25 protein-coding genes are annotated in these 18321 nt (G+C 34.1%); 12 read left to right on the forward strand and 13 right to left on the reverse strand.

Annotation, left to right across the window (positions count from 1 at the left end):
* The 4 genes from PHT16_01480 to PHT16_01495 all read left to right on the forward strand — a co-directional run bounded on the left by PHT16_01480 (position 1) and on the right by PHT16_01495 (position 4098).
* Positions 1 to 1296: a DNA methyltransferase gene (locus PHT16_01480; GenBank protein ID MDD5721100.1), complete on the forward strand. Its 1296-nt coding sequence runs from the start codon at positions 1 to 3 to the stop codon at positions 1294 to 1296.
* Positions 1286 to 3001 (forward strand): AlwI family type II restriction endonuclease, encoded by a 1716-nt coding sequence (locus PHT16_01485; protein ID MDD5721101.1) that lies wholly within the window; start codon positions 1286 to 1288, stop codon positions 2999 to 3001. The genes PHT16_01480 and PHT16_01485 overlap by 11 nt, the downstream gene beginning before the upstream one ends.
* A gap of 14 nt (positions 3002 to 3015) precedes the next feature.
* Entirely contained in the window at positions 3016 to 3180 is a 165-nt protein-coding gene (locus PHT16_01490) for a hypothetical protein (protein ID MDD5721102.1), read from the forward strand.
* A gap of 261 nt (positions 3181 to 3441) precedes the next feature.
* Complete coding sequence (locus PHT16_01495; GenBank protein ID MDD5721103.1) at positions 3442 to 4098, forward strand: hypothetical protein; 657 nt, start codon at positions 3442 to 3444, stop codon at positions 4096 to 4098.
* A gap of 4 nt (positions 4099 to 4102) precedes the next feature.
* Here PHT16_01495 and PHT16_01500 read toward each other — a convergent pair whose 3' ends face one another.
* Both PHT16_01500 and PHT16_01505 read right to left on the reverse strand, forming a co-directional pair.
* Positions 4103 to 4624 carry an AlpA family phage regulatory protein gene (locus PHT16_01500; GenBank protein MDD5721104.1) on the reverse strand — a complete coding sequence of 174 codons (522 nt, stop codon included), beginning with the start codon at positions 4622 to 4624 and terminating at the stop codon, positions 4103 to 4105.
* Positions 4625 to 5950, reverse strand: coding sequence for a DNA methyltransferase (locus tag PHT16_01505; protein ID MDD5721105.1), 1326 nt, complete (start codon positions 5948 to 5950; stop codon positions 4625 to 4627).
* 441 nt (positions 5951 to 6391) lie between these two features.
* On the opposite strand from PHT16_01505, the gene PHT16_01510 reads away from it, so the two are divergent.
* Positions 6392 to 7651 carry a hypothetical protein gene (locus tag PHT16_01510; GenBank protein ID MDD5721106.1) on the forward strand — a complete coding sequence of 420 codons (1260 nt, stop codon included), beginning with the start codon at positions 6392 to 6394 and terminating at the stop codon, positions 7649 to 7651.
* 7 nt (positions 7652 to 7658) lie between these two features.
* Here the strand turns inward: PHT16_01510 and PHT16_01515 are convergent, their stop codons facing one another.
* Genes PHT16_01515 through PHT16_01545 form a run of 7 tightly spaced genes read right to left on the reverse strand, consistent with a single transcriptional unit; the run spans position 7659 to position 10812 of the window.
* Positions 7659 to 8051 (reverse strand): hypothetical protein, encoded by a 393-nt coding sequence (locus tag PHT16_01515; protein ID MDD5721107.1) that lies wholly within the window; start codon positions 8049 to 8051, stop codon positions 7659 to 7661.
* A 4-nt stretch (positions 8052 to 8055) separates the two neighbouring features.
* Complete coding sequence (locus tag PHT16_01520; GenBank protein ID MDD5721108.1) at positions 8056 to 8529, reverse strand: NUDIX domain-containing protein; 474 nt, start codon at positions 8527 to 8529, stop codon at positions 8056 to 8058.
* Position 8530: 1 nt separating this feature from the next.
* Positions 8531 to 8698, reverse strand: a complete 168-nt coding sequence (locus PHT16_01525) for a hypothetical protein (protein ID MDD5721109.1) — start codon at positions 8696 to 8698, stop codon at positions 8531 to 8533.
* Positions 8699 to 8713: 15 nt separating this feature from the next.
* Positions 8714 to 9499, reverse strand: a complete 786-nt coding sequence (locus tag PHT16_01530; protein MDD5721110.1) for an inositol monophosphatase — start codon at positions 9497 to 9499, stop codon at positions 8714 to 8716.
* Positions 9500 to 9504: 5 nt separating this feature from the next.
* Positions 9505 to 9993 carry a pyridoxamine 5'-phosphate oxidase family protein gene (locus tag PHT16_01535; GenBank protein ID MDD5721111.1) on the reverse strand — a complete coding sequence of 163 codons (489 nt, stop codon included), beginning with the start codon at positions 9991 to 9993 and terminating at the stop codon, positions 9505 to 9507.
* The gene (locus PHT16_01540) at positions 9993 to 10235 is read right to left on the reverse strand and encodes a GIY-YIG nuclease family protein (GenBank protein ID MDD5721112.1); all 243 of its coding nucleotides are present in this window, start codon (positions 10233 to 10235) and stop codon (positions 9993 to 9995) included. Before PHT16_01540 ends, PHT16_01535 begins: the two co-directional genes overlap by 1 nt.
* Before the next feature lie 13 nt (positions 10236 to 10248).
* Complete coding sequence (locus PHT16_01545) at positions 10249 to 10812, reverse strand: alpha/beta hydrolase (GenBank protein MDD5721113.1); 564 nt, start codon at positions 10810 to 10812, stop codon at positions 10249 to 10251.
* Between the two features lie 415 nt (positions 10813 to 11227).
* Between PHT16_01545 and PHT16_01550 the strand changes: the two genes are divergently transcribed.
* The 7 genes from PHT16_01550 (at position 11228) to PHT16_01580 (ending at position 16762) form a co-directional block, all read left to right on the forward strand.
* Positions 11228 to 11794: an RNA polymerase sigma factor gene (locus PHT16_01550; GenBank protein ID MDD5721114.1), complete on the forward strand. Its 567-nt coding sequence runs from the start codon at positions 11228 to 11230 to the stop codon at positions 11792 to 11794.
* Between the two features lie 61 nt (positions 11795 to 11855).
* Positions 11856 to 12227: a hypothetical protein gene (locus tag PHT16_01555; protein MDD5721115.1), complete on the forward strand. Its 372-nt coding sequence runs from the start codon at positions 11856 to 11858 to the stop codon at positions 12225 to 12227.
* Between the two features lie 12 nt (positions 12228 to 12239).
* The gene (locus PHT16_01560; protein MDD5721116.1) at positions 12240 to 12728 is read left to right on the forward strand and encodes a DUF5666 domain-containing protein; all 489 of its coding nucleotides are present in this window, start codon (positions 12240 to 12242) and stop codon (positions 12726 to 12728) included.
* A 2-nt stretch (positions 12729 to 12730) separates the two neighbouring features.
* On the forward strand, positions 12731 to 14383 hold the full coding sequence (locus PHT16_01565; protein ID MDD5721117.1) for an HlyD family efflux transporter periplasmic adaptor subunit: 1653 nt from the start codon (positions 12731 to 12733) through the stop codon (positions 14381 to 14383).
* A gap of 1 nt (position 14384) precedes the next feature.
* Positions 14385 to 15098, forward strand: coding sequence for an ABC transporter ATP-binding protein (locus PHT16_01570; protein MDD5721118.1), 714 nt, complete (start codon positions 14385 to 14387; stop codon positions 15096 to 15098).
* Positions 15064 to 16314 (forward strand): ABC transporter permease, encoded by a 1251-nt coding sequence (locus tag PHT16_01575; GenBank protein ID MDD5721119.1) that lies wholly within the window; start codon positions 15064 to 15066, stop codon positions 16312 to 16314. Before PHT16_01570 ends, PHT16_01575 begins: the two co-directional genes overlap by 35 nt.
* Positions 16315 to 16342: 28 nt before the next feature.
* Positions 16343 to 16762, forward strand: coding sequence for a hypothetical protein (locus PHT16_01580; GenBank protein ID MDD5721120.1), 420 nt, complete (start codon positions 16343 to 16345; stop codon positions 16760 to 16762).
* Here the strand turns inward: PHT16_01580 and PHT16_01585 are convergent.
* The 4 genes from PHT16_01585 to PHT16_01600 are packed head-to-tail and all read right to left on the reverse strand — an operon-like array spanning position 16740 to position 18230.
* Entirely contained in the window at positions 16740 to 17138 is a 399-nt protein-coding gene (locus PHT16_01585) for a tryptophan-rich sensory protein (GenBank protein MDD5721121.1), read from the reverse strand. The genes PHT16_01580 and PHT16_01585 overlap by 23 nt on opposite strands.
* A gap of 52 nt (positions 17139 to 17190) precedes the next feature.
* Positions 17191 to 17694, reverse strand: a complete 504-nt coding sequence (locus PHT16_01590) for a hypothetical protein (GenBank protein MDD5721122.1) — start codon at positions 17692 to 17694, stop codon at positions 17191 to 17193.
* A 4-nt stretch (positions 17695 to 17698) separates the two neighbouring features.
* On the reverse strand, positions 17699 to 17836 hold the full coding sequence (locus PHT16_01595) for a hypothetical protein (GenBank protein ID MDD5721123.1): 138 nt from the start codon (positions 17834 to 17836) through the stop codon (positions 17699 to 17701).
* Positions 17837 to 17852: 16 nt separating this feature from the next.
* Complete coding sequence (locus PHT16_01600) at positions 17853 to 18230, reverse strand: hypothetical protein (protein ID MDD5721124.1); 378 nt, start codon at positions 18228 to 18230, stop codon at positions 17853 to 17855.
* Between the last annotated feature and the right edge of the window lie 91 nt (positions 18231 to 18321).

Below are 18321 nucleotides of genomic sequence, written 5' to 3' on the forward strand. Positions count from 1 at the left end.
ATGGAAAAAGATGAAAAAGAGAAAATTATAGAAGTAACTAATATCCCAGCAAAACCAAAAGACGGGGATGTTTTTTTAATAAAAGCATTTGGTATTTCAAGTTTTACTCATGGCATTTTTAAGTACCCATGTAAATTCATACCACATATCCCACGTTGGTTTATAGAAAATTATGCTTCAACTGATACAAAAAAATATGGTGTAATAGATCCATTTATGGGTTCAGGAACAACTCTCGTAGAAGCTTCTTTGTTAGGTTATCCTAGTTATGGTATTGATATTGATCCATTAAGTAAATTATTGAGTAATGTTAAAACCACACCATTTTATGATAGAGAATTTTCTATTATTGATCAATTTATCTCTGATTATAAAATAACAATAAAAAAGCCTGATCAATTAAAAAATAAGATTGAGGAGTTTGTTCCTGATAGGGATTTAATTAATTACTGGTTTTCTGAGTCTACAATTAAAGATCTCGCACTTATTCGTTTTCTAATTCAAAAAAACTTTACTCAATTTAAGAATAAAAAGGTAAAAAACTTTCTTGAAATTGTATTGGCTTCTATAATACGAAAAGTTTCTAAGGCGGATAATCAATCACCTAAACCGTATATTTCAACTAAAATAAAAAAAGATCACGTTATTGTGTTTGATGAATTTTATAAAAACCTAATTAAGTATATAGATTCAATTAAGCAGTTTTCAGATGAATCAAAAGCAGAGGTAAAAATAATTGGATTTGACGCAAGAAGTGTTGATAAAAAATCTCTCTATTTTAATAAGGTTAGTTTAGCAATGACATCACCACCTTATATAAATGCCTTCGATTATGTTCGTTCCTTAAAGCTAGAAAACTTTTGGCTTGATGGTTTTAGTAAACAAAAGTTAGATGAACTTTATGATCATCAGATTGGCTCAGAAAAAGTAAAAACTTTAAAAGAAGTTCCTGCATATGGAATTAAAGAACTTGATTCTGTATTGGCTCAAATATATTTATTAGACAAAAAAAGAGCATGGATTACTTTTAAGTATTTTCAGGCAATGACAGAAAATCTAAAATCTATACATGATTCTCTTCAAAAAGGAGGATATTATTGCATAGTTGTAGGAAACAGTAAAATAAGAGGATTTGATGTTGATACAGCTAGTATTTTGTTAAAAATAGCAAAAGATGTAGGATATAAAAAGAAGCTTGTCTTTTCTTATATAATAAGAAATAGATACCTTCGTATCCCAAGATCTGGTCGAGGTGGATTTATCCCTAAAGACTATGTATTAGTTTTTGAAAAATAATTTTATGACACGAACAAGGAGTTTAGAAATTTGGCATATACCAAAGAGACAAAATATCCATCAAATTATTGGTTCTGTAGAAATCTTATCTCAAGATAGTTTTAATGGAAAATCTTGGACTTCAATGAAACAAGAAGCTTTTAATACTCTTCTTGGGAAACATGGCTTAACTAAAAGAGGTAGACCTTTATCTCCATCAGCAAGAAGAACATTAGAGGCCCTAATTAAATATTTAGGTTTTATTGTTATCGATAATTCCACAACACCTTCAACAATACATGTAACAAATGCAGGTTTTGAGCTAATAAAAAAACACGGTTCCGTTTTGGGTTTAGGAAAAAATTTAACTATTGTTTCTGGTAATGGAAAAGAAATTTTGGAATCTAAGGTTGTGGAACACCAAATGAATAAGTTGCAAATTACGAATCCTGTAATAAAGGAGGATTGTGTAAATATTCTTCTTTTCCCATTTCGTGTTACCTTAAAACTTTTATTAGAACTCGAATCCCTTTCGAAGGAAGAATTAGGATACATTGTTTTCTCAATGAAAAAGGAAGATGAGTATAAATTAATTATTGAAAAAATTAAAACTTTTAGACAACTACCAGAGAAACGAAGAAAAGCAGAAATTGATGCTTTTAAAAATACTGAGGTTGGTAATCTTACTTTAGTACAAGCACCTACCGCAGGTTACTATATTGGTCTTTGTGTTGCTACAGGTTTATGTGAAAGAAAATCTAGTGATTTATGTATAAAAGTAGATAAAAAAGAAGAAATACTTTTAATCCTTGAAAAATACAAAAATATTAGACCATTTGATTTTGGAGATAATTTAAGACTTTGGATTGAATATTTTGGTGATTTCAAAAGAATACGGCCACCATTACTTGTTAATGTTCACATTAACTTACCTGAAAAATGCTATGTTCGTGTTTATAACCACGAAAATAAAGAAACTTCTTCTGGTGTTGTTTCGGGTTCTTTATCCTTTGGCGCCGCTCTTTTTGAAAATGAAGAGTATAAATTTGATTTTTTTAGTTTTAGTGATGCAACACTTTTTTACTCTGAAAAGAAAAAAATTAAATCAGATACTATTAAATTTTTACTCCCCACGGTGAAAAAAGCTATACAAGGAGATGATACACAAGAAATATTAGAGAAGAAAATTTTAGAGCTTATAGCTAGTAAAGATTATGATTCTTTATATGGTCATCATATATCTATAGTTAGTTCAATTACCGGTAAGAATAATTTTAATACTGCCCAACTTAGGGGTGGCCGACTAGAATATTTATTTTTTAAATTACTTCAAAAGTATAAAGACTTAGGTAAAATCGATGATGTTATATGGAATGGTCGGGTTGATGAATTTGGAATTATGTATCCAGCATTGGGTGGTAAAGAAGGATATCCGGATGTATATTTTTTTATAAAACAAAATGTTTATGTTCTAGAACTTACAACAATAAGGGCTAATGCAATGCAGTGGTCTGCGGAAGGAGGTTCCGTGCACGATCACATAATGAACCTTCAAAAGAAAATCGGTACTCAGTATTTTACTCATGGTATTTTTTCTGCACCAACTATTGCACCAAGAATTGAGGGAATGTATAAACACATCGCTACAAAAGAAGATACTCCTCATCACACAATACCAATTGAAGCATTGATAAAGGAACTTAAAAAGTTGCCGAATATTTTTTAAGTCTTAAAAACAAAATGCCAAAAACAAAAAAACTTAAAAAACCGACTCCCTCAGAAATACAAAAAAGAAAAACAATTGAGTTAGGTGCTGAACGACTCGCTGAGATTTTTATATCACAAATTGACGAACAACACCTATCAAAAAATAAGGACTCGTCAGATTCAGCTGTTGGTAACTAAACTACACAAATCCTATGATCTAAGCTAGGATGGCAAGACCTCTAAAAAAGAGGTATAATCTCATTACAAATTAATAAAGTTGACCTAACCCCTAAAATCTTTAGGATATGGTCTTATGAAAACTCGCTACAAGATAAAGAACCCTTCGTCAGGGTACTTGTAGCGAGTCATAATCGGAAACGGTTATGGGTGGTCGAAAGACCATCGCCCGGCGGAGGGCTTTTTGTCTCTCTAGGCAACTAATAAAACTCGCTACAAAAAATGAAAACACAACAGAGTGTAATTCAAGATTTATTTCTTGAATATGGGCTACTCAATTCGGATCTCACAATCAACGAATTAAAAATTAAACCAATCTTGGCAAAATTAAAGAAGGGTCTAAAACAGTATTTAAGTATTCAGCGAAGCGTTAATATTACGGATACAAGCAAAGATATCTTGTTCCAAGAAATGTTTAGTAATTTTTATGGTTTTGATCGAAATAGAGATAGCGCTTGGAAAAAAGAATATTTTAATTTGTTTGAAACATTAAAAATAAAAGACAGAGATTTCAAGAAAACACTTGAAGGAGTGTATACAAAAACAAATAAAATAGAGCCGTCATTTTCCAGTAAGCTTTTAGCAACTCTTAATCCTGATTTACCTGTAATAGATAAGTGGATACTAAAAAATCTTTCTCTTGAAAAGGAATCTCAAAAAATAAGCAGACTGAAAGATGTATCAGAGCGACTTAATGAAACTGAAAATTTGTACAAAAAATTGTCAGAAATGTTTGAAGAATTTATAACCACAAAAGGTGCAGATAATTTATTTGATCGCTTTGTTTCTGAATATCCTTTCACTAATACAACACAAAATTCCAGCCTAACGAAAGCTAAGATGCTTGATCTCATACTTTGGCAATTACGAAGGAAATAATACCTTATTCCCAACTTTCTCTGGGTCTTTTGTTTCTTTCCCTTGCATTTTTTAAAATACTTTTCATAAGTGCATCTTTTTCTTTTTTTGCTTTTGGATTTGACAATCTTGTGACCTCTGCCTTTATTCTTTGTTTCATTTCTTGTTCTTTATTTTCTTTTTCGACAGCTACACGAATGCAAAGTTCACAGACTTCTGATTCATCATTGTGTTGATGTACGAAAAGTGGAGGAGGATCAATATTCCGCTTTGGAGCATATTTTGGATTATTGTTAATTAGATGAAATTTGATTGCTGGAAAGTATCCTTCCTTTAGTTTCTTTGCCAACCCCATTTCTGCAATTTCATCTATTTGAGACACTCCTGCTTTCATGGCAACATTCACTTCTCGTCTGAATTCAGGACTATCCTTCATCCATCGGTAAATTGTAGCCCTCGAAATACCCGTCTTTTTGGAGGCGAACGAGATCCATGGAGATTCACGAAGAATCTCCAAAAACTTTGATTTTTCATAATTATGTTTCATTTAAGATAATTTAATCCTTCTTTTACCAGTGAACTTCTCCCAGCGATTAATAATAACTTCTGTGTAGACTGGAGACTTCTCCATGACAAAACATCTACGTTTTAGCTTTATTGATGCAATTAACGTCGAACCTGATCCGCCAAATGGCTCAAGCACTAATTGATCCCTAGTCGTTAGAACTTTGATATATGGAATTAAGATTTCTAACGGTTTGGTTCCAAAGATAATGCCTTGTCCTGATGATTTTTCGTCAGCGGCAAGATGTTCAATATGATCTGTGGGACAATATTTTTTACCTTTACCATAGCTTTCCCATTGAGGACTGCCTGAGATAGCAAACAGAGCCGTATTATATTCATTCTCCAGTAATTCTTCCTCGATTTCAGTCTGCAAGCCCTCATGCTGTTCGCTAGTTGCCACCATCGCAATATCGTACTTCGAGAAAAATTTATGCTTACCCGCATATCCTTGGTTTCTGTTAGCAAGATGCCACACGAGCATATTTTTAACTTTCCAATACTTTTCCATTTCATTCCAAATGGTCCTGATATTTTTCCAGTTCTCATAACAAATAATGGAAAAATCTTCTGCTTGTACTTTATGCACATTCGCCATCCATAATTCAGTAAAATTATCAGGCAAGACATCAGTTTCAAGATATCGTCTATTTTTCTTTGCGCCAAATCCTTCAGTCGCTTTCCCTTGGCGGCTTTTTCCATGGAGATAATCTAAAATATATGGCGGATCAGTCATAACCATATCTATTTTATCTTCACCACAGAGCTTTAACATATCTGCTTCTACCGTACTATCGCCACACATAACTTTTGAACCATCTAAGTCATACACATCTCCTTTTTCAACAGTTATCTTTTCGATATTTAATTTTTCTAGCTCTTTGTTTAGGTCGAATTGTTCTTCCACTTTGTCTTCTTCAAAGATGCTGTCTATGTCCTCAGAAGTAAAACCGACATCTGCGAGGAATGCTTCGTCGAACTTAGCTAAAAGATTAAAGTCAAACTCTCCAGTATTTTTGTTAAGCCTGATATTTAGTTCTTTTTCTTTTTCGATATCAGGAATATTAATGTAGACAACTGGCACTTCTTCAATACCAAGTTCCTTGATCACAGACAATCTAAAGTGACCTCCGATAACAACATTTTTTCTTTCTTCGGCAGAATTCACAAGTAGTGGATCTACTATACCGAATTTTTTAATACTTTCTTTTAACTGACTCTCTGCTTCTTTATCCCATTTTCTAGGATTATATTCTGCAATCTTGAGTTCGCTTACAACCACATGCACTATTTTTATTTTTTCTGGCATATTTTTTTTAAGTTAAATTTAATAATGAGACAACAAAAAAACAGCTTGGTAGCTGCCTTTTCTTTTCAATAAAATATTAAATTTATTGATGAAGAATTGGCAACTTTTTGAAACACTAAACAGATTGTTTAGTCACAAGATTGCCAACTCCACACCAATTCCCTAATTTACGACTTCGGCCATTCGTTTACCTGAATGATAAGGTTATGCATTTAAATCGACCATTAAAACATAAGATACTTTTTGCCTCTTTAGCTTTGTAAAAAAGAGAATAAATATTTGTTGGGACAATGCACAACTCTTACTCTTTAAAGATAAAGAAAAGATTATTGCACATTGGTCTGCGTTATAAACTCAAAGAACTATTTTTAGTATATCAAGCGTAAATAGCTAGGCAAGGAAAAAAGTGGAAAACTTTTATAAATTTTCTATAATAAATACATGGAAAAGCATCTTAAAGACAAGCAATATTATATTGACCTTTACGACCGCCACACCGTTAAACGCTGTCGAGACCTCGTACGCACTCATTCAGAACCAATAAAAAATCCTCCACTGATTGAGGGCAAAAAACCAACACAGAAAATGGTTGATGCCATTTCAAAAATGGCTCTTGAGTGGAGTATGATGTTTCAAACAGGCGAAAGATATTTGAACAAAGAAGAGACAATCCGAAAATGGATGGATGCTGATAAAAGAAAAGACGAATTGTATGAAACAGCACAAGCACCAGAAAATATACGCTGTCTAACCTGTCGAAATCTTCTAAAACCAACATTTAAAAATCTATGGTCTGAAAATGGTAAAGAAGACAGAATGTTTTTTATGTATGATTGTCCAAATCAATGTTTACCAAGAAGAGCATTTTTCTCAGACGGCGAAGAATGGAGACCTAAGCCAAACCCTTGCCCAAACTGCAAAGCAAAACTCGATTGTAAAGATGCAAGTACTAAAGAAAAATTTATTACTGAATACACCTGCATAAATTCAGAATGCGGATATGTTAAAAAAAGTGAAATAGAAAGAAACGCAATAAAAGAAGAAGAGTTTGATGAGAAATTTACCGAAGATAGAGATCGTTTTTGTTTAACTGAGGAAGCAGGTAAAAAATGGCAAGAAGAAAAATGGCGACTAGAACAGCTTGGTAAATTTATGGATGAATGGAAAGAGGAAGAAAAACAAAGAGCAGAAAAATTAAAGGCAAATCCGAAAGGATTTCATCTTGAAGGTGCTGGTTATCGCTGTGCTATATGCGGTGATGGCACTCCCGAAGGTGATAATTGGTATGACGAATATGGCATAAAATGTTTGATCTGTCAGAAAGCAATCGATGAAGGAGAAATACCTGCATCTGTTGCAAAAGACAAAGATAGTTGGTATTCAAAATACGATATTGAAAGCAGGTTCGGTGTCAAAGGTCCAACGTTTTATAAGTGGGTAAGGAAAGGGATTATTAAACCAAGAATTATTACTCGTTACGGTAAGGGCGAACATTGTCATATTTTTATGGTTAAAGACAATAAAGATATCTTGCCACCCAAGAAGCTGACTGAATCACAAATGGGTAGAGAGACAAAAGATGGAAAAGAATTAAATTCAATGCATCCTTGGTATCATTTTACTCATTTAGTTGAAGAGGTGAAAAAGTATAAGATTATGGATTATATTAAACTTGTTCCTATGGAAGAAAATAAAAAATAGATGTACGTTATTTTTCCCATTCCTTAACATCAGGATGAAAATCTACTTGATATTCTGGGATACCTAAGGAAATACCATACTCCTTTGCCTTATTATATTCTTCAATACTATTTCTATTTATATAAAATACTTTATCTCTGAAAATAATATAGTGATGCGTTTTGTTTCTAAAATCAGCATACCAATTATGCTCTTTATCTAAAGATACACTAATCTCTTTAGCTATGGCTTCAGCTTCATTTTCTGGAATTAAAACAGTGTGCAACGTCCATTGTTTAACCCAAGGAGTTTTATGTTTTTCTGCAACAACACTGACTTTGGTTTCCAAAATCTGAACTTTCTTAAGCACTTCTTTGTTTTCTAAACTTTCTTCAATTATTACTCCACGATAATTATCCATAATTTTATTTATGCTTTTCTTTATACTCTTTATAAATTTCTATTATTTTTGGAACAGCAAAGGAACAATTTTCTGGAAGTTTTTCGGGGTCATACCAACCTGAATCAATTATTTCAAAATTATCAATTTTTACAAAAGAAGAATCTGTATGTAAATAAAAACATTTTACGATATTTTTCTTAAAATAACGTTCTGACGAATATTCTCCCATTTCAATTATATCTTGAGCTTTTATTCCTACTTCTTCTTCTAACTCTCTTAATCCTGCTTCTTTAAAAGATTCATATTTATCTACTCCACCCCCTGAGAATGTCCACCCCTTATGGGCATAACCAATTCTGACCATAAGAATTTTATTATTATTTTCAACTACTACTTTTACTCCGAGAGACTTTGGTCTAAAGATGAAACAATAAAATTTATAAACTGGATTTCTAAAAAAATAATAAAGTTTTTTAATTTTTTGTTTAAAATTCATATTATCTTATTTTGATATCATCTTTACCTCTCCAATTTATCTCAAAAGAGATTGAATGCTTGTTTGGAATTTTCCATTTAGAAAATCTAAAACAAAAAAATTGAAATTTATTTTCAGCAATCTTTCCAAATCCAAACCTATTCAAAGTAAGTTCTATATCTATAACCATTTTTTTACATTAAATTTATAATTTACCTAACTGGACAGCTTCAACAATTTCATTATGCAAAATACCATTTGAAACAATACATCCAAGTCCGTCTTGATCGTATCTTCTTTCTTCTCCATTTAGATCCGTAACCTTTCCTCCAGCTTCTTCTGTAATAATTTTTAATGAGGCAACATCATGAGCATCTTTTTTATAAAATACAGCTCCGGTATACTTTCCATTAGCAACTTGAACACCACCATAAATAAAAGAAGGGAGCTTCATGTATTTGCAACCCTTTTCAATTATTAATTTAATGAAGGGCAATGTTGAAAAACCAACCGTTTTTCCTTCAGCACCGATATTTAAATATGTATTTTTTAAAGTAGTCTCTTTTGAGACAAATATTTTTTGACCATTTCTATATGCTCCGCCCTCTTTATATGCCCAATATGTTATTTTCATTATTGGATCATATATTAAACCTAAAATAGGCTGACCATTTGATTGATCAACTAAAGCAATAGAAAAAACGAATATGGGTAAACCAACCGAAAAAGCCATGGTTCCATCTATTGGGTCACAGACCCAAATGTATTTAGAACCTCCTTTTCTGTCACTTTTTTCTTCACCATAAATACTATGTTCTGGGTAAGTTTCATTAATTCTTTTTATAACTAAATCGTTTATTTCTGTATCCGCTAAAGTTAATGGAGTGTTGTCTCCCTTCCAAGTGTTTTCTACTTCAAAACTAAAATATTTCAAAGCTATTTCTTCAGCTTCTTTGGCTAGTTTCTTTGCAAATTCTAAATATTGTTCCATGGATATTAATTTATTATTTTTTTTAATTCTTTTAAATCTAGTTCGGTTCTAGTATCAATAGAATTTCCATCTATTTGACCTGTTCCATTAATCCATATTTTTTCTGGAACAAATTTATAAACTCTCCTAGGATATGAAGTCAAAAACATAGCCACATCTTTCATTTTGTGCTTACTTCTCATATAGACACATTTTATACCAACTAAAATCTCAATAGGATTAGTTAATTCATAAGATTTACCTTGAAAGTATACTCCAATACCAGTACTGGCTGGTACGGTTGAATCATAGATTGTAGTAAAAGTATTTGGGTTATTTCTTATATTTATTGAATGTTGATTTTCTTTCCAAGATAACCAGTAGAAATTAAGTTCTTTATCATAGGCACAATACACTGGGCTATTCCAAGGCAAACCCTCTGGGGTAATGGTAGCTGAATTGAGATATTCAATCTTTTCTATTATTTCTTTTGATTTTTTTAAAAGATTTTCCATTATTTATTTATTAATTCTAATTTCTTATTTTTTCTTAATTTTTTAATTCTAGCTTCTTCTTTTGAGGCGGTAGATCTGTTTTTGAATTTCTTTGAATAAACAATTTTTACCGGTCTTCTAGAAACAGTATACCTTGCTCCCAGCTTTGTATTATTGTGTTCAACAGTTCTTCTTTCTAAATTTGTGGTAATTCCAGTATATAGAGTTTTGTCAGCACATTCAAGAATATAAAGATAATACATATATTCTTTGAAGTTATAGAATCTTTCTAATTTTTTCTAATAAATCAGGGAAAGTTAAATATCCAGCTCTTGCATTAAAATGTCCAGCGTTTGGAATAAAGGAAAGCTCAACGCCTAACTCTTTAGCTAATTGTTCTCCATTACCTAAAGACACATAAGGATCATTGTCTGAATGATAAACGGTGAAATGTTTTGAGTTATTTTTTATGGTATTCCAATCAAAATCAAAACCACTAAAACTACTATCTCGATCATAATTTAGAATCGGTTTTACTCCTATTGGGGTTCCAGTTAGAAAAACTGCCCTAATTGGATACTTGAGTTTTTCTAAAACTCTCAAAGCAAAAACACCACCTAAACTATGTCCAATAATAATGGTATTTTCGTCAATATCCTGTTCATAGTTTTTTAGCACTTCAAACCATTCAAAGATTTTGGCTGGCACTACAGCTGGTGTTGGAAATTGAGGCACAATAACCTTGCAACCTTTTTCTTCCAGTTTTTCTTTTAACCAAGGAAACCAATTTTCCTGCGGATGCCCCTCTGTTCCATGAAAGATGAATACGTTATTAATCATGCCCTGATTGTATCAAAAATTCAAAAAAAGAGACATCTAACGGATATCGCATAAAAGTGTCTCATTTGTCTCATTTTGACGTAAAATAAGGTTATATTGTCGTTTAAAAGACACACTCCTGTTTTTCTTTTAGCGACTCGAGTGCCTCAGCAACACCCGGAAAAAAGTGCTAGAATACCTTTACATGGTCTCATTAGCACAGTACTTAACTCTTAGACACCGCAGTCAGTATTTATTATCGGTAGACGTTGAGGCCTTATTTTCCCGCACTTTTTTGCGCTGATTTTTCTAAAAAACCATGACCCATCCGGGATTCGAAATAGGAAGTAAATTAACTATATTTTAAATATACAATGTAAAAATGTATTCAGAACTAAAAAAATAAAAAAATTATTTATGTTATACTGCAATAGTAATGAAAAAAACCGACGAACAATTAATTTCAGATTACCTAGAAGGAGATGAAAAATCTCTAGAAGTGCTTGTCGATCGATATCTTATAAATATCTATAATTTTGTATATAAACTAGTAAACGATCGTCAAGCAGCGAATGACATCAGTCAGGAATCTTTCATAAAAGCTTGGAAAAATATTCGTAAATATCGACAAGGAAGTAATTTTCAAAATTGGCTTTTAACTTTAACTAGAAATACAGCTATTGATTGGTTGCGAAAAAGAAAAGACCTTTCTTTTTCTATTTTTGAAAACGAGAAGGGTGTAAATATATTTTCAGAAACCTTAGTTGACGATAAACCTTCTCCTTTCGAACTTCTTACTCAAGCTGAAGACACAATATTTGTGGAAGCACTTTTGAATGAACTTAATCCCCAATATCGTGACGTACTAACGCTTCGATATTCAAGTGATTTTACATTCGAAGAAATTGGAAAACTCTTAAAGAGACCTCTTCATACCGTTAAAAGTCAACATCGTAGAGCTCTTGTTGCCCTTCGTAGATTACTGGAAGCACAGTCAGCCTAAACTCAAATAAATATTTTTTATTGTAATGCACCAAAATGCATGGCAATTTCGTTTATATAGTATGAACAAGTTGAAACCAACAAAAGAGCTTAGAAACAACATCCTCTTTAGGATTAGGCAAGAAGAGCGTCGTAGGGCTAAAGTTTACCTTTTTAGTTATGCAAGTATTATCCCTTTTTCTTTAATTGGAGTTGTTCTCTCGATTCGATATGTATCGGAAGGATTTTATCAATCAGGTTTTTATGAGTATCTTTCACTTCTCTTTTCAGGTGATAGTGCCGTATACACTTATTGGAAAGAATTATCACTTTCTTTAATTGATTCAATGCCAATTATTGGGATAATTGCTTTTCTTATGGCGCTCGGAGCTCTTATCTGGTCAGGTGCTAATACATTTACTAATACTCGTCGTTTTATTTTACAAGCCAATTAATATTTAAAAAATATGGATTTAAAAGATATACACAAATCAAAGACCGTTCGCGGAATTATCATAGGGCTAGGAGTTGCCGTCCTTGTTCTTGGGATTTTTAAACTTGGACAGGTTTCCGGTTACCACAAAGCAAGATTCTCTCAAAAATTCGGAGATAATTTCAATAGAAATTTTGTTGATCCTCGTGGAGAAGGGTTCTTTAAAGATTTCTCTGGTGGGCTGGATCCCATAGGAGGTCACGGAGCAGTCGGGAAAATTGTAAGCATTGCATTACCTCTTATTGTTGTGGCTGGTCCAGATAATATTGAAAAAACAATTATGATAAGTGAAAGTACTGAGATACGCAAGTATCGTGATGATATAACCACTACTGATTTGAAGGTCGGAGATTTCATTGTTGTTTTAGGAACTCCCAACGATGATGGACAGGTTGAAGCAAAGCTTATTCGTACATTACCACCTCCACCAGAAAAATTGCCAACTAATCAACCTATCCAATAATTATGAAATCATTTTTACTAAAACTAAAAAGCTGGGTTTTTGCTCACAAGAAAACAGCTATCCTTCTAGTTATTATTCTAAGTGCAAGTGTCTATGGAATTTTCAAGATTTTTAACAACTCTGCACAGGAAACTCGGTATGTTTTTGCGAGTGTTGAGAGAGGCACGATAGTCTCTTCTGTTTCAGGAACAGGCCAAGTATCTGCCTCAAATCAAATTGAGATAAAACCAAAGATATCTGGTGATGTTATTTATATTGGCGTTCAGAGTGGGCAAGAAGTAAAAGCTGGAGCCTTAATTGCTCAGATTGACGCAAAGGATGCGCAGAAATCTATTCGTGATGCAGAAATTAATTTGGAAAGTGCCAAATTATCTTTAGAAAAATTAAAACTTCAAAACTCAAATGAAAATATGAATGCAAATTTAACGAAAGCATATGATGATGGTTTTAATGCTGTCTCTGATACTTTTTTAGACTTACCGTCAACCGTAACTGGACTTGAAAATCTTTTAAATCAAAACAATCTTTCAGAAAATGCTGCACGGGTGAGTGGAAAAACTGCGCAAGATTATAGAAGTACTGCTGAAACTGCATATTATGATGCAAAAAATGCCTTTGATAAAAATAGAATATATTACAGAACCCTCAACCATAATTCTCCCGCTAAAGATATTGATAAAATTATTAATCAAACCTATGAGACGACTAAGCTTATCGCTGATGCCATAAAGAAACTCCGAAATTTCGTAGATTTTTTATCAGAAGATACAGGAAGGACTTCAGAATTTACCTCCTATCAAAACACACTTTCTACCTATACTAGTACAAACAATGGACACCTTGATAACCTTCTCACAATAAAAACTAACATTAGAAATTACAATGACGCTTTTCCTAATGCAAACTTGGATTTACAATCTTCAGAACTTTCTGTAAAACAAAAAGAAAATACTTTACAGGATACAAAAGACAAACTGGCAGATTATTATATTCGAGCGCCTTTTGAAGGAGCCATAGCGATTTTAAATATTAAAAAGTCGGATTCTGTAAGTTCCAGTACAGTAATTGGAACTCTTGTCACAAAGCAGAAGATTGCAGAAATTTCACTGAACGAAGTAGATGCGACAAAAATAAAAGTTGGACAGAAAGCTACACTCTCCTTTGACGCAATCGAAGATCTTACTATCACAGGAGAAGTAATAGAGGTTGATCTTATAGGTACAGTCAGCCAGGGAGTAGTAAGCTACATCGTAAAAATTGGTTTTGATACGGGTGACGATAAGGTGAGGCCAGGTATGACCGTGAGCGCAAATATTATTACCAACATGAAGCAAAATGTCCTAATTGTTCCATCAAGTGCTGTGAAAACCCAAGGCAATACAAGTTATGTGGAAATTGTTAATGAAGACCTACCACTAACACAGACAAGTCAAACTGCGGGTGTTCTTCTGCCTACTCTTCCAATTCAGGTGCCTGTGACGTTAGGTCTTTCAAGTGACGAATCAGTGGAAATTGTTTCAGGACTCACAGAGGGTGATAAGTATGTGGTTCGTAAAATTACAACTGTAACAACATCACAACCGATCTCTACTTCTGCTCCGAGTCTTCTAGGAGGAGGTGGTGTCAGAACAGGAGGAGGAAATTTCCCAAGATAACATGATTACAGTCAACGATATTACAAAAACATATGGCTCGGGTGATACGGCATTCCAGGCTCTCAAAGGTGTTTCTTTTACGATTAAGGACGGAGAATTTATCGCTATTATGGGTCCTTCTGGTTCGGGAAAATCGACATTGATGCATATATTAGGTTGCCTAGATATTCCCACTACAGGCAAATACCTCCTGAATAAAAAAGATGTATCCATGTTCACTGACGACGAGCTTGCCGATATCCGTAGATTACATATCGGCTTTGTTTTTCAGACCTTTAATTTACTCCCGCGCACAACTGTCATGCGGAATGTGATGTTGCCACTTATATATGCAGGGGTTAATGAAGAAGATAGAGAGACAAGATCAAAGAAGGCACTCGTTGCAGCAAGCATGACAGAGTCCCATTTTTTTCACAAAAGCAATCAACTCTCGGGTGGACAGATTCAGCGTGTAGCAATTGCGAGAGCGCTTGTGAATGATCCTTCTCTCATTCTTGCCGATGAACCCACCGGGAACCTCGACACAAAAACAGGAGAAATTGTTTTGGGGACATTTCAGAAGTTAAACAAGGAACATGGTCGTACTATTATTTTAATTACGCACGAGCATGATGTTGCAGAATATGCGGAACGTATTATTACTCTCCGTGATGGCATCATTGTTTCGGATTCTAAATCTCATGCGCGTAAGCATGCAAAACATTATGAAACTTAACGATATTATTCACGAGACATACGCAGCACTATCGGCGAACAAGGTTCGATCTGGACTTACAATGCTCGGCATTGTGATTGGCATATCATCGGTCATCGCGATGGTTTCGATCGGCACAGGCGCATCAAATACCATTTCATCCTCCATAGAATCGCTCGGATCAAATCTCATTCAGATTATGCCTGGGGCACAGCAAAGGCAAGGATTCGGTGTTTCGAGCGGTCGCGGAGGTGCAAAGACTCTCACAAATGAAGATGCAGCTGCAATTGCAGAACAGATTATGGATGTTGAAGCAGTAGATTCTCAAGTGTCCGGACGATATCAAATTACCGCTAAGGGTACTAATACCAACACCAGTGTAACAGGTGTTACTTCAAAATACTCTCAAATTCGTAATATAGAAATAGCAGAAGGATCATTTATTTCCGACACCCAGAATAATTCTGCATCAAGAGTTGCCGTGTTGGGACCAACCACTCGCGATGATCTTTTTGGAGAAGGTGCAACAAATGTAGTTGGACAATCGATTCGTGTTAATAGTTTAGAATTCAAGGTGATAGGTATTACCGTAGCGAAAGGAGGAAGTGGTTTCCAAAATCAAGACGACATGATTTACATCCCGGTCAAAAGCGCGCAACGTTATCTTTCAGGCGATCAGTATTTAACAACAATTGCTGTGCAAGCATCTTCGCCAGACACAATGACACAGGTGCAATCGGATATTACAGCACTTCTATTAGATAGGCATAAAATCAGAGATGCGACTTTAGTCGATTTTAGTGTTCTCAATCAGAGCGATATCCTATCGTCAGCATCGAGCATCACCTCAACCTTGACGTATTTATTGGCGGCAATAGGATGTATTTCACTTCTAGTCGGTGGCATTGGTATTATGAATATGATGCTCACCACAGTAACTGAACGTACGAAAGAAATTGGTCTTAGAAAAGCAATTGGGGCACGTAAAAATGATATTTCAACGCAGTTTTTGGCTGAAGCAGTCGCATTAACCCTTGTTGGTGGTATCATCGGTATTGCGCTTGGATGGCTAATCTCGTTTGTTGTAAATTTGACTGGTCTTGTGGCGACAAGTGTTTCGCTTGTTTCAGTTCTTATTGCTTTTGGTGTTTCAGCGTTAATTGGAATTATCTTCGGATATTATCCTGCTCGTCGAGCAGCAGGACTCAATCCGATTGATGCTTTGAGGTACGAGTAATTAATAGTTAATAATTTATATAAAAATTATGAAGAAAAAAATAATTGTATCGGTTATCGTAGGGGTAATTATCGTTGGAGGAGGATCATTTTATGCAGGAACAAAATATGCTAGCTCTAGTAGAGCTCCCGAGGCAAATTTTACTAGTCAGATGCGTGGTAGTCAGAGTGGTTTTGGTATGGGAATGCGAGGCGGGCAAGGACTTGGTGGGGTAACTATGGGAGAAATAATTTCTAAAGATGGTACAAGTATTACGGTTAAACTTCCTAATGGAGGATCTAGAATAGTTTTCTTTACTGGTAAAACGGCAATTACAAAAAATATAACTGGTTCTATTGCAGACCTTGTAGTAAATGAAAATGTAGTAGTTAATGGTTCAGCTAACACAGATGGAAGTATTAATGCACAAACGATTCAATTAGGCTCTATCTCCAATTTAAATAAGTGATCGTTAACTGCAAGACAGTCGCAAAAGTAACCCAAAGTAGATAGGGGATTTGAATGTATGATAAATAGGGAGCGTGCGGATATATGGCAATTATTGCCCAGATTAAAGTTCCTAAAACAAAAAGAATATCAAAAGCAGCAAGTAAATTATTTTGTAATCCGAATTGCAGTGGAGTAAATGCAAGATTGAAAATTATATTTAAAATAAATGGCAAAGCTACGGTAAATGGAATCTGTTTCTGCCAAGTCATCAGAAATACTTTGCCGAAAGAAAAAATAATTAAGACATAAAGAAAACTCCAAACTGGCCCGAAGAGCCATGCAGGCGGGGACCATGAGGGCTTGATAAGTTGCGAATACCAATTATATGTATTCATTATTAAATTTTAACATAGATAGAATTTTTTTTCTTCTATTTTTTAAACATTTTTATTTCCACCTAGCCAGCTGGGCTTTTTTGATATTAGTTCTTTGGGCTATTTTCTGCTTCAGAGTAGGTTTTGAACTTTCAGGGACATTCGCTCGGGGATAAGCTTTAAAAATATCGCCTTTAACTCGAAGGATTGGTCCTCTTAAGTTTTTGAGAACCGATTTTGCCTTAGCTTCTTTAATTATCAGTTCTCGATCTCTTATCTTCGCATCTTCTTTGGAGACTAACCATGCGACGGTATCCCATGAACCACTTGAACGTCTCCCCGCCAATCTTTCAAGTCCGCCTTTTCTGCCTACATCTTGAATGCGAAAAGTTTTAAATTCGCTTTTAGGACGCACTTCAATTCTGAAGAATTTTCCTTTGCCGGTAGTCCCGGGCTTTTGTCTGGCCATACCTTCCGGCTGAGCCAGAGCATGTTGCCTGTGAGTCATACTTTTCCATTTTGCTTGCGCCTTTTTTATATTCTTTTTTGCCGCTACTTGCTGTTTTTTTGTAGCCATAATTTTATATTTTATATTTATTAAGTTTTTTAATAGGATTCATTTTTGCGTTTTTCACCACGCCTTCGAGCCGAGGAGGCCGAGTGAGGTGGTTTGATTCGCGCAGAAATTTCTTTTTATCTATTAGTTTATGTTTTTTCATTAATTATTATTTATGGTTAATGTGTTGTTGAAACACTTGCGCTGGTTTCACCTATCATGGTGTGAATTACTGGAGCAAGGAGTATCAAAGCATAAGCCAACCAATATTCCCACCTACCGAACAAATCAGCCATAAATCGCATACTAATTAACAAGTCAAGCACCACTCCTACGATAACCCAAGAAACACCATAACCAAAAGCGGTAGAAGGTTTCAGCGATTTTGCATCCGGTGTAAACAAATAGGACAGAACTCCGGCAGCAAGCACAATAATTATTTTAGAAATTACAGAGTCAAACAAAGAAAGACTTATTAAGAGCCAAACAAAAGCAAACATTATTACCCAGATCAAAGCTCCGTAACCTGCTACCTTAAACCAATTAAATTTTTCCATAAAATTATTTTTATTAAATTTATAATATTTCCTTATTTATAAGGTTCGACCATTATTGCAGTATATTTTCAACTTCATTTCTTAATTTATC

It is taken from the genome of Candidatus Paceibacterota bacterium (assembly GCA_028718635.1).
In the GTDB taxonomy this organism is placed as follows: Bacteria; Patescibacteriota; Minisyncoccia; order Phycocordibacterales; family UBA9973; genus UBA9973.

What these genes read in the sequence shown, in the direction of transcription:
- PHT16_01560 (MDD5721116.1), top strand. Translation starts at nt 12,240, where the DNA reads ATGGATTTAAAAGATATACACAAATCAAAGACCGTTCGCGGAATTATC.
- PHT16_01580 (MDD5721120.1), top strand. Translation starts at nt 16,343, where the DNA reads ATGAAGAAAAAAATAATTGTATCGGTTATCGTAGGGGTAATTATCGTT.
- PHT16_01600 (MDD5721124.1), bottom strand. Translation starts at nt 18,230, where the DNA reads ATGGAAAAATTTAATTGGTTTAAGGTAGCAGGTTACGGAGCTTTGATC.
- PHT16_01535 (MDD5721111.1), bottom strand. Translation starts at nt 9,993, where the DNA reads ATGGAAAATCTTTTAAAAAAATCAAAAGAAATAATAGAAAAGATTGAA.
- PHT16_01500 (MDD5721104.1), bottom strand. Translation starts at nt 4,624, where the DNA reads ATGAAACATAATTATGAAAAATCAAAGTTTTTGGAGATTCTTCGTGAA.
- PHT16_01510 (MDD5721106.1), top strand. Translation starts at nt 6,392, where the DNA reads ATGGAAAAGCATCTTAAAGACAAGCAATATTATATTGACCTTTACGAC.
- PHT16_01590 (MDD5721122.1), bottom strand. Translation starts at nt 17,694, where the DNA reads ATGGCTACAAAAAAACAGCAAGTAGCGGCAAAAAAGAATATAAAAAAG.
- PHT16_01545 (MDD5721113.1), bottom strand. Translation starts at nt 10,812, where the DNA reads ATGATTAATAACGTATTCATCTTTCATGGAACAGAGGGGCATCCGCAG.
- PHT16_01495 (MDD5721103.1), top strand. Translation starts at nt 3,442, where the DNA reads ATGAAAACACAACAGAGTGTAATTCAAGATTTATTTCTTGAATATGGG.
- PHT16_01575 (MDD5721119.1), top strand. Translation starts at nt 15,064, where the DNA reads ATGCGCGTAAGCATGCAAAACATTATGAAACTTAACGATATTATTCAC.
- PHT16_01480 (MDD5721100.1), top strand. Translation starts at nt 1, where the DNA reads ATGGAAAAAGATGAAAAAGAGAAAATTATAGAAGTAACTAATATCCCA.
- PHT16_01515 (MDD5721107.1), bottom strand. Translation starts at nt 8,051, where the DNA reads ATGGATAATTATCGTGGAGTAATAATTGAAGAAAGTTTAGAAAACAAA.
- PHT16_01555 (MDD5721115.1), top strand. Translation starts at nt 11,856, where the DNA reads ATGAACAAGTTGAAACCAACAAAAGAGCTTAGAAACAACATCCTCTTT.
- PHT16_01565 (MDD5721117.1), top strand. Translation starts at nt 12,731, where the DNA reads ATGAAATCATTTTTACTAAAACTAAAAAGCTGGGTTTTTGCTCACAAG.
- PHT16_01490 (MDD5721102.1), top strand. Translation starts at nt 3,016, where the DNA reads ATGCCAAAAACAAAAAAACTTAAAAAACCGACTCCCTCAGAAATACAA.
- PHT16_01520 (MDD5721108.1), bottom strand. Translation starts at nt 8,529, where the DNA reads ATGAATTTTAAACAAAAAATTAAAAAACTTTATTATTTTTTTAGAAAT.
- PHT16_01530 (MDD5721110.1), bottom strand. Translation starts at nt 9,499, where the DNA reads ATGGAACAATATTTAGAATTTGCAAAGAAACTAGCCAAAGAAGCTGAA.
- PHT16_01505 (MDD5721105.1), bottom strand. Translation starts at nt 5,950, where the DNA reads ATGCCAGAAAAAATAAAAATAGTGCATGTGGTTGTAAGCGAACTCAAG.
- PHT16_01570 (MDD5721118.1), top strand. Translation starts at nt 14,385, where the DNA reads ATGATTACAGTCAACGATATTACAAAAACATATGGCTCGGGTGATACG.
- PHT16_01585 (MDD5721121.1), bottom strand. Translation starts at nt 17,138, where the DNA reads ATGAATACATATAATTGGTATTCGCAACTTATCAAGCCCTCATGGTCC.
- PHT16_01550 (MDD5721114.1), top strand. Translation starts at nt 11,228, where the DNA reads ATGAAAAAAACCGACGAACAATTAATTTCAGATTACCTAGAAGGAGAT.
- PHT16_01525 (MDD5721109.1), bottom strand. Translation starts at nt 8,698, where the DNA reads ATGGTTATAGATATAGAACTTACTTTGAATAGGTTTGGATTTGGAAAG.
- PHT16_01595 (MDD5721123.1), bottom strand. Translation starts at nt 17,836, where the DNA reads ATGAAAAAACATAAACTAATAGATAAAAAGAAATTTCTGCGCGAATCA.
- PHT16_01540 (MDD5721112.1), bottom strand. Translation starts at nt 10,235, where the DNA reads ATGTATTATCTTTATATTCTTGAATGTGCTGACAAAACTCTATATACT.